We start from the raw sequence: 14,719 nt of genomic DNA on the forward strand, positions 1-14,719 counted from the left end.
CCGAACGGACCTACACCGCGTACGTCGCCTCATCCCACTTCGGCGCCTGCACCGCCTCGTCGTCCCAGCGGATGATCTCCATCTGCAGCAACCGGCCGTCTTCATCGGCGAACAGGATGATGCTCAGCGCCTCGCCATCGGCGTCGGGCACCTCGATTTCCACCGGATAGGGATGATCGCCGGGCGGCGTTGGACGCGCATGGCCGGCCAGCACGAAGCCCACCAGCAACGCGCTTTCATCCACCGCCATCGCAACGCCCACATCCACGCGCAGCTGCGCTGCCGGTTCGGCAGGCAACACAGCGGCGACGGCCTCGATCAACAGGCGTTCGTGTGCTTGCAGGGTGCGTAATGGACTGGCGATGTCAGGGGATTGCATGCGCTGCAGGATACGCGTGTTGGTGTGCACCGCACTTGCCTCGGTAGCGCCGAGCCATGCTCGGCGTCACCCGCTGACAACCGTTGAATCCCAGGAAGAAACCCGCCCCCCGGCGATGGACCTGGCGCCGGGTCATTGCCCCAGCGCCAGGCGCATCGCCGGTGCGGCTGCGGTGGCTGCCAACTCCGCCAGCCACCGCTGATGACGGCGCGCCCCCGCAGGCAGCAGCCGTCACCCACACCCCTTGCACCGCTCAGGCGGCTTCGGTTTGTACTTCTTCGGACATCGCCGCGATCGCTTCACGGCGCTCACGCACGGCCTCCGCCAGTCGTTCCAGCACGACTTGGGTGGTGGCCCAGTCGATGCAGCCATCGGTGATGCTCTGGCCATGCACCAGCGGCTGGCCTTCGACAAGTTCCTGGCGTCCGCCGACCAGGTTGCTTTCGATCATCACCCCGACGATGCGCTGCTCACCGCCGGCCATCTGCATGGCGATGTCTTCGATCACCTTCGGCTGGTTGTCCGGGTTCTTCAGGCTGTTGGCGTGGCTGGCATCGACCATCAGGCGGTTCGGCAGCTTGGCCTTGGCCAGCACCTGGCAGGCATCGGCGATGCTGGCCGCGTCGTAGTTCGGCTGCTTGCCGCCACGCAGGATCACATGGCAATCCGGATTACCCGCGGTGGCCACGATCGCGGTGTCGCCCTGCTTGGTCACCGACAGGAAATGATGCGGATTGGTCGCCGCCCCCACCGCGTCCGCGGCGATCTTGATGTTGCCGTCGGTGCCGTTCTTGAAGCCCACCGGGCACGACAGGCCCGAGGCCAGTTCGCGATGCACCTGGCTTTCGGTGGTACGTGCACCAATCGCGCCCCAGGCCACCAGGTCGGCGATGTACTGCGGCGAGATCACGTCCAGGAACTCGACACCGGCCGGCAGGCCCAGCTTGTTGATGTCGCGCAGCAGGCCACGCGCGGTGCGCAGGCCTTTGTTGATGTTGAAGCTGCCGTCCAGGTCCGGATCGTTGATCAGGCCCTTCCAGCCCACCGTGGTGCGCGGCTTTTCAAAGTACACGCGCATGACGATCTCCAGTTCACCTGCCAACGCATCGCGCAGGGGCTTGAGCTTCTGGGCGTACTCGATGGCCGCGGCCGGGTCGTGGATCGAACACGGGCCGACGACTACCGCCAGGCGGTCATCAGTTCCGTGCAGGATGGCGTGCAGCGCCGCGCGCGAGGCACTGACCGTATCGGACGCTTCATCGTCGCAGGGAAGCATCGCCAGCAGCTGCGCCGGCGGGGTCAGGGGTTCGATCTTGCGGATGCGGAGGTCGTCGGTATGGGGGGGCATGGCGGGGGTCTCTCGAACGTGTGGGGGTCCCCAGCGTGGCGGCAACAAAAAAGCCGCCAGGGTCGCTGGCGGCTTTCGGGAATGCGGCTGAAGGGTTTCTTCAGGGTGAACGCAGTCCTTCCTCCGCCGGTGGCTTCGGAAAGTAATACCAAAAGTACGAGTTGGCGCGACGTGCGTTCATTGGGGAGTATTGATATCACAGGGTTTCAGCGCTGCCAACTGTTACATCGGCAACTGCGGAAAAGGTTCAGCCTGACGGGCGGGCTTCGTCCATCGCCAACGCACCGGCCCTATCCAGGCCGGATCCACCCGTCCCCTGCCGAAGCGCGCGTGACCGGCGAGTCGTTCCCTTCGACAGAAGCCGGTAGCGCCGCGGGCTGCCTGCCGCATACCGCACTACCAGCTCCCTGCTCGCCTTTCGAATCCAGCAGGAGCTGACTTCATCCCCCCCCCCGCGCCCGTGGGATATGTCGTGGATGCTGCGTTGTTTCGCGGAAATCGATCATTTCTCCCTTTGCCGCCTTGACTGATTCTCGGCCGGCTACCCACGATGATTCGGCGTTCCAAACAACGCGCAGGCGGAATCATGCGCACGCTGGTCACCGCGCCGGCAGGCGCGTGACGCCGTCAACTTCCTTGACGTTCGCCTCTGCTGCCTCGCCCCCCGGCCTGACAACGGCCGCCCCGCACGCGACGCAGCTCGCCTTCCAGATGAAAGACCAGGCAGATGGAAATGCCTGATAACCGGAGTCCCCCGATGAATTACAGACTGGACAATAGAACCGCAGCGATCACCGGCGCCGCCGCAGGCATCGGCCTTGCGTGTGCGAAGCGACTACTTGAGGCGGGTGCCGACGTCGTCTTGATCGATCGCGATGCATCGCAGCTGGAACGGGTATGCGCGGAGCTGGGCCAGCGGGCCAGGCCGCTCGTTGTGGATCTGCTCGATACCGAGGCGGTGTCGGCACTGGACGCGCGGATCGCCGATCTCGTCGGCCCGCTGGATATATTCCATGCCAACGCCGGAACGTATGTCGGTGGCGCTGCAGCGGAGGGGGATCCGGAGCAGTGGGACAGGATGCTCGATCTCAACGTCAAGGCAGCATTCCGTTGCGTAAGGTCCGTACTGCCTGGAATGATCGAGCGTAAAACAGGTGACATCCTGTTCACCAGTTCGGTTGCCGGCGTGGTGCCGGTAGTGTGGGAGCCGGTCTACACCGCTTCCAAGTTCGCAGTGCAGGGTTTCCTGCACGCTACGCGGCAGCAAGTGTCGCAGTTCGGTATCCGCATGGGCGCGGTGCTGCCCGGTCCGGTGCGGACCGCGTTGGTCGAGGACTGGCCGAAGGCCAAGCTCGAGCAGGCGCTTGCCGATGGTTCGTTGATGGGGGCCGAAGAGGTGGCCGAGGCGGTGCTGTTCATGCTGACGCGCCCGCGCGGGGTGGTGGTCCGCGACCTGGTGATCCTGCCCAACATGACGAATCTCTGAGGTGCCGCTTATCCAGCGGCACGTGATCGGTGTGGATGTCGGTACGGCGAGCGTTCGTGCTGGCGTTTTCGACTTGAGCGGACGTCTGCTGGGCGTCGCCACGCAGGACATCACGGTGTACAGATCCGCCGACGGTCACGTGGAGCAGTCCAGCAGCGAGATCTGGCGGGCCGTCTGCATGACGGTTCGTTCGGCCTCGTCCGTTGCCGGCATCGCAGCGGAAAAGATCGAGGGAATAGGTTTCGATGCAACCTGCTCGCTCGTCGTGCTCGGCGCAGATGAAAACGGCCTGCCTGTTGGCGATCCGCAGCATCCAGACAGGGACATCGTGGTGTGGATGGACCATCGCGCCATGCGCCAGGCCGAGCGCATCAATGCGGGACGGCACGCTGTGCTGCGCTTTGTGGGAGGAACGATCTCGCCGGAAATGCAGATGCCCAAGCTGCTCTGGCTGAAAGAGCATCGACGCGCGGTCTACGATGCCGCTTCGCATTTCATGGACCTGGTTGATTTCCTGACCTTCCGCGCGACAGGCAGTCTGCAGCGGTCGTCCTGCCCGCTGACGTGCAAGTGGAACCATCTCGGCCATGAAGGCCGTTGGGATGAAGACTATCTGCAAGCGATCGGATTGGGCGAGCTTGCCGATGATCTGTCGCGGATAGGGCAGGAAATCGTGGTGGCCGGCACACCGCTCAGCCGAGGGCTTACCGTGGAAGCGGCCGCCCAGCTCGGACTGAGGCCGGGCACGCCGGTGGCGGCAGGGCTTATCGATGCACATGCCGGGGGGATCGGCACGGTTGGTGCGACGGGCGATGTTACCGGCAATCTGGCGTATGTTTTCGGGACCTCCGCCTGCACGATGACTACGACCACCGGGCCGGTCTTCGTGCCAGGTGTCTGGGGGCCCTATTTTTCCGCGATGGTGCCCGGCCTGTGGCTCAATGAGGGTGGGCAGTCAGCGGCGGGCGCCGCGATCGAGCACCTGCTGTCTCTCCATCCTGCGCATGCCGAGGCCACTACGCTGGCCACCGCCGCAGGGCTGAGCTTGCCGGATTGGCTCGTCCAGCAGGCGCTTGCGGACCTCGGTGAACGTCCCAACGAAGACCTCGTCGAGCGTCTGTGCGGGTTGCATATCGTGCCGGAGTTCCTCGGTAACCGGGCGCCACATGCGGACCCGCGCGCACGTGCGGTCGTATGTGGGTTGGGGATGGAGCGCGACGTGTCCAGCCTGGTTACGCTGTATCTTGCCGGCGTTTGCGCCATAGGCTACGGGCTGCGCCAGATCATCGATACGCAGGCCGTTCACGGTGCGGACATCGAGCGCGTGATGATCAGCGGTGGCGCTGGCCGTTCGTCCGTGGCGCGGCAGTTTCTGGCGGACGCGGCGAGGCGCCCCATCGTCACTGTCACCTGCGAGGAACCGGTACTACTCGGGTCGGCGATCCTGGGCGCCGTAGCGGCAGGTGCGTTTGATGACGTCGCCACCGCGATGCGCGCGATGAGCCACGTGTGCGAGATCACGCAGCCGTCGTCGACCTGGAAGGAAGTCCACGAGCAGCGCTTCACGATGTTCGGACGGCTGCAGGCGCTGTCGCGCGTTGGCCGTGACAGCTGATGGCTCCCGTAGGTTCTCTTTCGGCACGTCGCAAGGCCTGCATGCATTGTGAAGAAGGTCCTTATGCTCCGTCTTGATGGACTGAATTGATGCCACATTGCGTTGCCTGCGCCATCGCCACTGGCCTGCTGGAGGCACGTGTCGTTTTGAGAATCAGCACATCGTGTGCTTCCTGGATCACATGCCGATCAACGAAGGCCACATTCTTCCGCGCGTGTAGAAAACGTCCTGCGTAACGCTGGAATGAGTGACGAAAGGTGGTAGCGCCGAGCCATGCTCGGCGAGCGCAGAGCGCGGCGTGTTTCAGGCATCGCGATATTGGAACCGGGAGTCAACAGCGTGACGACCAACGGTCGTCACCCACCGGGGCTCGGGTGGTCACCCACCGGACACCACCCAACAAAAAACCCCGCCGTTTCCGGCGGGGTTTTTGATGCTGCAGGTGCTACGGGAAGCGCTGGACTTAGAAGTCCATGCCGCCCATGCCACCCATGCCACCCATGCCACCACCGGCGCCGCCGGCCGCTTCTTCCTTGCGCGGGGCTTCGGCCACCATGGCTTCGGTGGTGATCATCAGACCCGCGATGGAAGCGGCGTTCTGCAGGGCCGAACGGGTCACCTTGGTCGGATCCAGGATGCCGAACTCGACCATGTCGCCGAACTCGCCGTTGCCAGCGTTGTAGCCGTAGTTGCCGGTACCTTCCTTCACCTTGTTCAGGATGACCGACGGCTCTTCACCGGCGTTGGCCACGATTTCGCGCAGCGGGGCTTCCATGGCGCGCAGGGCGATCTGGATACCGTGGGTCTGGTCTTCGTTGGCACCCTTCAGATCGCCGACGGCGACCAGCGCACGCACCAGGGCCACACCGCCGCCCGGGACCACGCCTTCTTCGACGGCTGCGCGGGTTGCGTGCAGGGCGTCTTCAACGCGGGCCTTCTTTTCCTTCATTTCGATTTCGGTCGATGCGCCGACCTTGATCACTGCAACGCCGCCGGCCAGCTTGGCCACGCGCTCCTGCAGCTTCTCACGGTCGTAATCGGACGAGGTGTCTTCGATCTGGGTCTTGATCTGGGTGACGCGCGCCTGGATGCCTGCAGCGTCGCCGGCACCGTCGATGATGATGGTGTTTTCCTTGGAAACCTGCACCTTCTTGGCGCGACCCAGGTCGGTGATGGTGGCCTTCTCCAGCGACAGGCCCACTTCTTCGGAGATCACGGTGCCGCCGGTCAGCACGGCCATGTCTTCCAGCATCGCCTTGCGACGGTCGCCGAAGCCCGGAGCCTTCACGGCCACGACCTTGACGATGCCGCGGATGGTGTTGACCACCAGGGTGGCCAGCGCTTCGCCTTCGACTTCTTCAGCCACGATCAGCAGCGGCTTGCCCGACTTGGCGACGCCTTCCAGCACCGGCAGCAGGTCACGCACGTTGGAGATCTTCTTGTCGTGCAGCAGGATGAACGGGTCATCCAGGTCAGCGGTCTGGCCCTGCTGGTTGTTGACGAAGTACGGGGACAGGTAGCCGCGGTCGAACTGCATGCCTTCGACGACGTCCAGCTCGTTGTCCAGGCCCGAGCCTTCTTCAACGGTGATCACGCCTTCCTTGCCCACCTTCTTCATCGCTTCGGCGATGATGTTGCCGATCGACTCGTCCGAGTTGGCCGAGATCGTGCCGACCTGGGCAATCGCCTTGTCGTCAGCGGTCGGCTGGGAGATCTTCTTCAGCTCGGCGACGGCGGCAATCACGGCCTTGTCGATACCGCGCTTGAGGTCCATCGGGTTCATGCCGGCAGCAACGGCCTTGGCGCCTTCGCGGATCAGGGCCTGGGCCAGCACGGTGGCGGTGGTGGTGCCGTCGCCTGCGTCATCATTGGTGCGCGAAGCAACTTCCTTCACCATCTGCGCGCCCATGTTCTCGAACTTGTCAGCCAGTTCGATTTCCTTGGCAACGGACACACCGTCCTTGGTGATGGTCGGGGCGCCGAAGCTCTTTTCGAGCACGACGTTGCGGCCCTTCGGGCCCAGGGTTGCCTTCACGGCATTGGCGAGCACGTTGACACCACGCACCATGCGGGCACGGGCATCTTCACCGAAACGAATATCTTTGGCAGCCATTGAATTCACCTGTTATGTAGCGCCGGGACAGGCCCGGCAGCATTGATAATGAAAGGGGTCTACGGGGTAACGGATTGCGCGATCGCAGCTCAGCCGATGATGGCGAGCACGTCGTCTTCGCGCAGGACCTTGTATTCCACGCCGGCTTCCTTGTAGCTGCTGCCGGCGTACTGGCCGTAGATGACCTTGTCGCCGACCTTCAGGGACGGGGCGCGCACGCTGCCGTTGTCCAGCGCCTTGCCCGGGCCCACGGCAACGACTTCACCCTTGGTCGACTTTTCCTTGGCCGAATCCGGGATCAGGATGCCGCCGGCGGAGATTTCGTCGGCTTCGATCGGCTTGACTACGACGCGGTCGTGAAGCGGCTTCAAGTTGCTCATGTGAGACCTCTCAAGTTGTTGATTGTACGGAAGTATTCCGGCGACTTTAGCACTCACCCCAGGTGACTGCCAGAACCGCGCGAGAAAAAAGCCCGGCAGACCGGGACACAGCAGAGATGGAGCCCGGACCTGCCCTTTCAAGGGCCTCGGAAAGAATTTTTTTTGGTGACCACCGTCACGGCATTGGGCTCACCCGTGCCGAATACGACAGAAGTGTCACGCAATCGGCTTAGATTCCCCTCAGGGGATCCGCTCACAAGGAGTAGTCGATGCGAATGCTGTCACCACTTGCCGCTGGCTGCCTGCTGGCGCTGGCGATCTCGCCCGCCCGGGCCGAGGTCTTCATCAACGAACTGCACTACGACGACAGCACCCCGGCCGGGGACGTCGGCGAGGCGATTGAAGTGGTCGCCACCGCTGGCGAGGACCTGTCCGGTTACCGCCTGTACCTGTACAACGGCAGCACCCCGTCGGCGGCCAGCGTGTATGCCAACAACGCGGTCCCGGCCGGCACCGCGGCAGCCTGTGGCAGCGCCAGTATCGCGGTGGTCAGCTACCCGACCAATGGCCTGCAGAACGGGTCCAATGATGGCATTGCGCTGGTCGATGCCAGCGGTGCGGTGGTCCAGTTCCTCAGCTACGAGGGCACCATCACTGCCGCCAGCGGCCCGGCCGCCGGCCTGACCAGCCAGAACATCCCCGTCGCCGAGAGCAACAGCACCGCGCCCGGCACCTCGCTGCAGCTCACCGGCAATGGCAGCCAGTACGCCCATTTCACCTGGGCCGCGTCCGCCGCCCAGACCTTCGGCGCCTGCAACGCCGGCCAGACCTTCAGCGGCAGCCCCGGCACCCCGGGCCCGAATACGCCGCCGTCGGTGTCCACCACCATCCCGGCCCAGGGCAGCAGCAGCTTCCCCGCCGCCGGTGACCTGGAAGTGGTGTTCAGCGAGAATGTCACGCTGGCCAGCGGCGCCTTCGCGCTGAGCTGCGGCCAGTCCGGCAGCGTGCCGCTGAGCCACCCGTCCAGTGGCCGCACGCTGAAGCTTTCCACCAACACCGCGCTGGTGGCCGGGGAAGCCTGCCGCTTCGATATCCGCGCCAGCCGCATCAGCGACAGCCAGGGCGCCCGCCCGGCTGCGGATTCGCGCATCGCCTTCACCGTGGCCAGCAGTACCGGCAACCCGGACCCGGGCAACCCCGGCAATCCCGGCGAGTACTACTCGCGGGTGAATACCTCCAGTCCCAGCCAGTTGCGCTGTTCGCTGCATGAAACCATCAAGGGCCACACCGCGTATCCGTACAGCGGCTCGGGCACCAGCACCTGGACCATCCTGGAAATCGCCGACGAAGATCCCAATAACGCCGGCAACGTGCTCGACGCCTACCGCAACCGCAGCTACGTCAAGGGCAGCGGCCGCGCGGGCACCGGCAGCGGGCTGACCTACAACCGCGAGCACACCTGGCCGAACTCGCTGGGCTTTGCCAGCACCACCGGCGACAAGGGTCTGCCGTATGCGCCCTACACCGACACCCACATGCTGTACCTGACCGATGCGCAGTGGAATGCCGACCGCGGCAACAAGCCCTTCGCCAAGTGCGACAGCAACTGCGGCGAGCGCGCCACCGAGCCCAACAACGGCCAGGGCGGCGGCAGCGGTGCCTATCCGGGCAACTCCAACTGGGTGCGCACCCCTGACGGCAACCAGGGCACGTTCGAGGTGTGGGGCAAGCGCAAGGGCGACATGGCGCGTGCGGTGATGTACATGGCGATCCGTTATGAAGGGGGCAAGGATGCCGCAACTGGCCAGTCCGAGCCGGACCTGGAGCTGACCGACGACCGCAGCAGGATCGTCAAGACCAGCAGTTCGCCAGCCTACATGGGCCTGCTGTCGACCCTGATCGACTGGCACCTGGCCGACCCGCCGACCGACGCGGAGCGGGCCCGCAACGAGGTGATCTACAGCTTCCAGGGCAACCGCAATCCGTTCATCGACCACCCAGAGTGGGCCACCCCTGCCCTGTTCACCTCGGCCAAGCCGAGCAGCTGCCAGCTGGCCAACTGATCGTTTTCCGATTTGTCTCATGCCCCGGTCCGGCCCTCTGCCCGGACCGGGGCCCTATACTCGGCGGCGATGTCGACCGCCGATCCCGTCCTGCTGCTGTTCACCACCTGCCCTGACCTGGCCAGCGCCGAGCGCATCGCCCATGCGCTGGTCGGCGAGCGGCTGGCGGCCTGTGTCACCCGTCAGGAGGGTGCACGCTCCACGTATCGCTGGCAGGGCGAAGTGACCACCGACAGCGAACTGCAGCTGCTGGTCAAGACCACCGCCAGCCGGCTTGATGCCGCGATGGCGCGGCTGGTCGAACTGCATCCGTATGAACTCCCCGAGTGCATCGCGGTCGAAGCACGCGCCGGCTTGCCGGCCTATCTGGATTGGATCCGGGCACAGACCCGGGAGGAACACAGTTGATGAAAGCAGGTTTCATGAAATCAGCATGGATGGCGTCATTACGTCGTGGCGCTGCGGTGTGCGCGCTGCTGGCGCTGTCCCTGCCCGCGTGGGCACTGAGCGAGAAGGACCTGTTTCCGGTGGACGAAGCGTTCGCGCTGAGTGCCACGGCGACCCAGCGCGACCAGATCCAGCTGCAATGGAAGATCGCCCCGGGGTATTACCTGTATCGCCATCGCACCAGCGTCAAGGCCGATCCGGCGTTCAATGCCGGCGCGTTGAAAATGCCGGCCGGCGAGCGCCACCACGATGATTTCTTCGGCGAAGTAGAGACCTATCGCGAGCGCCTGACCGCGACGTTGCCCGGCCAACCCGCTGCGGCCACCGGCACCGTCAGCGTGGAAGTGCGCTTCCAGGGCTGCGCCGATGCGGGGGTGTGCTACCCGCCGCAGAAGCGCGTGATCCAGGTTGCGCTGCCCGGCGGCGGTGCAGGCGCCGGCACCGCTTCCACCGGCATTGCCGCAGCAACCGGTGCTTCGCCGTTGGCCACCCCGCTGGGGGGCAACAGCGGCGGCCTGCGCCTGCCCGGCACCGCCGCGGCCGTGCAGGGCCTGCCGCTGCCTTCGGAGAAGGCCTTCGGCTTCGAAGCCATCGTCGACGATGGCAACACTCTGCTGCTGCGCTTCACCCCGGCCAAGGGGTATTACCTGTACCGCGACCGCACTTCGCTGAAGCTGGAAGGGGCCAACGGCATCCGCGTGGATGCGCTGCGCTGGCCGCAGGCGAAGTCGCATCGCGATGAACATTTCGGCGACGTGGCAGTGTTCTTCGACCAGACCGACGCCACCCTGCCGCTGCACCGCAGCCGCCCCGAGGCACTGGATGCCACCCTGGTGGTGACTTTCCAGGGCTGCCAGACCGATGGCATCTGCTACCCCCCGATGACCCGCCGGGTGCGGCTGGATATTCCCGCGGGCAAGGTCGACGCAACGGCGGCGACCACCGCGGCCAGCAATGAACTGCCGGCCGCGTTGCCGCGTGAGGCCCAGCGCAGCGACGGCACGGGCGGCGAAAAGACCGACAACCGTCGCGTGGTGCCGATCATTCCCGACAGCATTCCCGCTGACGCTGCAGGCCTGGATGCGGCCACCGCGGGTGCCACGGCCCCCAGCCCGGATGCCAGCGCGGACAACGCACAGCGCACGCGCCCACCGGAACCGACCAGCGCCAAGGGCCTGCTGGTGGTGTTGCTGCTGGCGCTGGCCGGCGGCCTGGTGCTGAACCTGATGCCGTGCGTGCTGCCGATCCTGTCGCTGAAGGTGCTGGGCCTGGCGCAGAGCGGTGAGAGCCGCCAGCGTGCACGCGCGCACGCGCTCTGGTACACCGCCGGCGTGCTGGTGGCGTTCGCGGTGATCGGTGGCCTGGTGCTGGCCCTGCGCGCGGCTGGCCAGGCCGCAGGTTGGGGCTTCCAGCTGCAGCATCCGTGGTTCATCGCCGCGCTGGTGTACCTGATGTTCGCCGTCGGCCTGAGCCTGTCCGGCGTGTTCACGCTGGGCGGCAATGTCGGCGGCATCGGCCAGTCGCTGGCCTCGCGCAGCGGTCCGGTCGGTGACTTCTTCACCGGGGTACTGGCCTGCGTGGTGGCCAGCCCCTGCGTGGCGCCGTTCATGGGCCCGGCGTTGGCCTATGCGTTTGCGGCCCCCGCGCTGCAGTCGATGCTGGTGTTCCTGGCACTGGGCCTGGGCCTGGCGCTGCCGTTCCTGCTGGTCGGTTTCGTGCCCACGCTGGCGCGTCGCCTGCCGCGTCCCGGTGCGTGGATGGAAACGCTCAAGCACGTGCTGGCGTTCCCGATGTACGCCACTGCGCTGTGGCTGCTGTGGGTGCTGGGCAAGCAGCGCGGCGTGGATGCGATGGCGCTGGTGCTGGGTGGACTGGTGCTGCTGGCGCTGGGCCTGTGGTGGTTCGAGCGCAGCCGCTGGCGCAGCCAGCGCGTCGGTGCGCTGCTGGCCGGCGTGGTGATCCTGGCGGCACTGGTGCCGGTATGGGGCGTTGCCCGGCTGGCCCCGCCGGCAACGGCAGCGCAGGCCGCGGGCGAAAACGTGGTGGCGTACTCGCCGGAAATGCTGGACCGGCTGCGCGCGGACAACCGCGTGGTGTTCGTCAACATGACCGCAGACTGGTGCGTGACGTGCAAGGCCAACGAACGCGCAGTGCTGTCGCGGCCTGATTTCCAGGAGCTGCTGCGGCGGACGAACGCGGTGTACATGCGTGGCGACTACACCAACGTGGACCCGCAGATCACCGCCTTCCTGGATGAACACAAAGCCGTGGGCGTGCCGCTTTACGTGGTGTACGGCCCCGGCGCACCGCCGATCGTGCTACCCAGCGTGCTGACCCAGGCGCTGGCCGAAGAAGCGCTGCTGCGTACCGCACGATGAAGCTGAGGCCGGCACTGCTGTGGACAGCGGTGCTGGCCGGTGGATTGGGCCTGTGGGCCGGGCAACAGCTGGACACCGCGACCACGCAGCAACCGGCACCCGTGCCGATGCCCGGCACGCTATCCGCCCCTGCCGCAGTGGGCATCGGCGATCCGCTCCCGCCCCTCGTGCTGCCGGATCTTTCCGGCGCGCCGCTGGACCTGCAACGGTTCCGTGGCCGGCCGCTGCTGATCAATGTCTGGGCCAGTTGGTGTGGCCCCTGCGTGGAAGAAATGCCGGAGCTGGCGCGCTTTGCCGCCGCCCAGGGCGATCAGGGCGTACAGGTGCTGGGCCTGGCACTGGATACCGCCGAAGGCGTGCAGGACTTCCTGCGGCGGGTGCCGGTGGACTATCCCATCGTGCTGGAGACCCCTGGCCCGGCCGATGCCAGCGTGCGCCTGGGCAACACGCAGGGGCTGCTGCCCTACACGGTGCTGGTGGACGCGCAGGGCCGCATCGTGCGGCAGAAGCTGGGGCCGTTCGCCAAGGGTGAGATAGAAGGCTGGGCAAGCGGCGGCTGAGCGCGCTTGACCCGGCGGCCGCCGACCGGAACAGGCGTTACCGGTTTCCTCCTCCCCCGATTTTCAAGGCCGTTTTCTTCTAAACGCTGCCTGACGGTCGCGCGAGGACAGCAACCGGATGTACGCGCAGGATCTGCTGCGCGCCGCCAGCGCGGAGCTGCGCCACTGGATCGCCGACGGTGCCTACTGGGGCAACAAGTGTGGCTGCAGCAGCGCGGCCACCCAGTCCATGAACACCCGCGCCCGCGCGGGAAGGTGCCGGCGCTGCGCATACAGCAGGGTCACCGGCATCGGTTCGGACGGCAGCTGCGGCAGGATTTCAACCAGCGTTCCATCGGCCAGTGCCTGGCGCACGCCCAGCCGTGGCACCTGGATGATGCCCAGTCCGGCCAGCGCGGCGGCGGTGTAGCCATCGCCGCTGTTGACGGTTACCGCACCGGCCATCGGCAGGCTCCGGTAGTGGTCGCCATCGCGGTATTCAAACCCTGCAGGCCGTTGCCCCAGCGTGCTCACGTAGTGCACCAGGCGATGCTCATCCAGCGCGTCGAGGGTCAGTGGCGTGCCACGCGCGGCGAGGTAAGCGGGGCTGGCACAGTTGACCATGTCCATGCTGCCCAGCGGTCGCGCCACCAGCGTGTTGTCGTCCAGCGCACCGACCCGCAGCACGCAGTCGAAGCCTTCGCGCACCAGATCGACACGGCGATCGGTGCCGCTGAGTTCGATCTCCAGCCCCGGATGCTGTTCAAGGAAGGCCGGCAGCTGCGGCAGGATCAGGTGGCGGGCAAGCCCACTGGACATGTCCACCCGCAGGCGTCCGCGCAGCTGCGCGGTATCGCGGCGGAACATGCCTTGCAGGTCCTCCATGTCATCCAGCAGGTCACGGGCGCGCTGGAACAGCTGCTCGCCATCGGCCGTCAACTGCACGCGGCGCGTGGTCCGGTGCAGCAGCTGGGTGCCCAGCGCCGCCTCCAGGCGCTGCACCGCCAGCGACACACTGGCCTTGGGCAGGCCCAGGCTTTCTGCCGCACGGGTGAAGGACCCACGCTCGGCGACGTGCAGGAAGATACGCAGCGGCGCCACGTTGTCCATTGATTGTCGCCCCTGATTGAACAGTCATATCAGGATCACGCAGTTTATTGGTCCTCGCAAGCCCAATAGGCTGGTCACCTACCCGTCCGTTGGAGTACGACATGTCCGTTTCCCGCACCCTGCTGATCACCGGTGGCAGCCGTGGCCTCGGCCGCAACGCCGCTCTCGCCCTGGCCGCCGATGGCGCCGACATCGTGTTGACCTACCGCAGCCAGTCGACCGCGGCCGACGAAGTCGTGGCGCAGATTGAAGCACTGGGTCGTCGCGCTGCCGCGTTGCCGCTGGACGTGGCCGACAGCGCCTCGTTCCCCGCCTTCGTCGAACGCCTGCAGGCCCAGCTTGCCGATTGGGGCCGTGAGCGTCTGGAGGGCCTGGTCAACAATGCCGGCGAAGGCCACTACGCGCTGATCGCCGACACCACCCCGGCCGCGTTCGACCACCTGGTCAACGTGCACTTGAAAGGCCCCTACTTCCTGACCCAGGCGCTGCTGCCGCTGCTCGCCGATGGCAGCCGCATCCTCAACGTGTCCAGCGGGCTGGCGCGCTTCTCGCTGCCCGGCAGTTCGGCCTACGCGATGATGAAGGGCGGCATCGAAGTGTTCACCCGCTACCTGGCCAAGGAGCTCGGCGCGCGTGGCATCAGTGCCAACACGCTGGCACCGGGTGCGATCGAAACCGATTTCGGCGGCGGCCGCGTGCGTGACGATGCCGGCATCAATGCGATGGTCGCCTCGTCCACCGCGCTCGGCCGCGCCGGCAAGCCCGATGACATCGGCCCGGCCGTGGTCGCGCTGATGTCGGCGGACACGCGCTGGATCAATGCCCAACGCGTGGAAGCCTCCGGCGGCATGTTCATCTAGG

The 14,719-nt window shown here is 66.1% G+C and carries 12 protein-coding genes; 7 read left to right on the forward strand and 5 right to left on the reverse strand.

Features of this window, described 5'->3' with window-relative positions; genetic code table 11:
• Nucleotides 1-10 precede the first annotated feature (10 nt).
• Nucleotides 11-379 (reverse strand): hypothetical protein, encoded by a 369-nt coding sequence (locus tag IFT63_RS16555; RefSeq protein WP_192085159.1) that lies wholly within the window; start codon nucleotides 377-379, stop codon nucleotides 11-13.
• Between the two features lie 253 nt (nucleotides 380-632).
• The gene (locus tag IFT63_RS16560; RefSeq protein WP_192085160.1) at nucleotides 633-1,727 is read right to left on the reverse strand and encodes a 3-deoxy-7-phosphoheptulonate synthase; all 1,095 of its coding nucleotides are present in this window, start codon (nucleotides 1,725-1,727) and stop codon (nucleotides 633-635) included.
• Between the two features lie 727 nt (nucleotides 1,728-2,454).
• Between IFT63_RS16560 and IFT63_RS16565 the strand changes: the two genes are divergently transcribed.
• Both IFT63_RS16565 and IFT63_RS16570 read left to right on the forward strand, forming a co-directional pair.
• Complete coding sequence (locus IFT63_RS16565; protein WP_206756931.1) at nucleotides 2,455-3,213, forward strand: SDR family oxidoreductase; 759 nt, start codon at nucleotides 2,455-2,457, stop codon at nucleotides 3,211-3,213.
• 1 nt (nucleotide 3,214) lies between these two features.
• A complete protein-coding gene (locus IFT63_RS16570) occupies nucleotides 3,215-4,828 on the forward strand; it encodes an FGGY-family carbohydrate kinase (protein WP_206756932.1) in 1,614 nt (537 codons plus the stop codon).
• Nucleotides 4,829-5,291: 463 nt separating this feature from the next.
• Here IFT63_RS16570 and groL read toward each other — a convergent pair whose 3' ends face one another.
• Both groL and IFT63_RS16580 read right to left on the reverse strand, forming a co-directional pair.
• Nucleotides 5,292-6,941 (reverse strand): chaperonin GroEL, encoded by a 1,650-nt coding sequence (gene groL / locus IFT63_RS16575; protein ID WP_042614503.1) that lies wholly within the window; start codon nucleotides 6,939-6,941, stop codon nucleotides 5,292-5,294.
• An 89-nt stretch (nucleotides 6,942-7,030) separates the two neighbouring features.
• The gene (locus tag IFT63_RS16580; protein WP_042614504.1) at nucleotides 7,031-7,321 is read right to left on the reverse strand and encodes a co-chaperone GroES; all 291 of its coding nucleotides are present in this window, start codon (nucleotides 7,319-7,321) and stop codon (nucleotides 7,031-7,033) included.
• 269 nt (nucleotides 7,322-7,590) lie between these two features.
• On the opposite strand from IFT63_RS16580, the gene IFT63_RS16585 reads away from it, so the two are divergent.
• From IFT63_RS16585 to IFT63_RS16600, 4 genes are all read left to right on the forward strand, one after another.
• Nucleotides 7,591-9,384 carry an endonuclease gene (locus tag IFT63_RS16585; RefSeq protein WP_192085161.1) on the forward strand — a complete coding sequence of 598 codons (1,794 nt, stop codon included), beginning with the start codon at nucleotides 7,591-7,593 and terminating at the stop codon, nucleotides 9,382-9,384.
• A gap of 69 nt (nucleotides 9,385-9,453) precedes the next feature.
• Entirely contained in the window at nucleotides 9,454-9,792 is a 339-nt protein-coding gene (cutA, locus tag IFT63_RS16590) for a divalent-cation tolerance protein CutA (protein WP_042614506.1), read from the forward strand.
• 29 nt (nucleotides 9,793-9,821) lie between these two features.
• The gene (locus IFT63_RS16595; protein ID WP_192085216.1) at nucleotides 9,822-12,209 is read left to right on the forward strand and encodes a protein-disulfide reductase DsbD domain-containing protein; all 2,388 of its coding nucleotides are present in this window, start codon (nucleotides 9,822-9,824) and stop codon (nucleotides 12,207-12,209) included.
• Complete coding sequence (locus IFT63_RS16600; RefSeq protein WP_042614508.1) at nucleotides 12,206-12,769, forward strand: TlpA disulfide reductase family protein; 564 nt, start codon at nucleotides 12,206-12,208, stop codon at nucleotides 12,767-12,769. The genes IFT63_RS16595 and IFT63_RS16600 overlap by 4 nt, the downstream gene beginning before the upstream one ends.
• Nucleotides 12,770-12,952: 183 nt before the next feature.
• Here IFT63_RS16600 and IFT63_RS16605 read toward each other — a convergent pair whose 3' ends face one another.
• Nucleotides 12,953-13,858 (reverse strand): LysR family transcriptional regulator, encoded by a 906-nt coding sequence (locus IFT63_RS16605; protein ID WP_042614509.1) that lies wholly within the window; start codon nucleotides 13,856-13,858, stop codon nucleotides 12,953-12,955.
• A 101-nt stretch (nucleotides 13,859-13,959) separates the two neighbouring features.
• Here IFT63_RS16605 and IFT63_RS16610 point away from each other — a divergent pair, with 101 nt between their 5' ends.
• Complete coding sequence (locus IFT63_RS16610) at nucleotides 13,960-14,718, forward strand: SDR family oxidoreductase (protein WP_042614510.1); 759 nt, start codon at nucleotides 13,960-13,962, stop codon at nucleotides 14,716-14,718.
• Nucleotide 14,719 lies beyond the last annotated feature (1 nt).

This window comes from Stenotrophomonas sp. CFBP 13724 (assembly GCF_014841975.1).
Taxonomy (GTDB): domain Bacteria; phylum Pseudomonadota; class Gammaproteobacteria; order Xanthomonadales; family Xanthomonadaceae; genus Stenotrophomonas; species Stenotrophomonas lacuserhaii.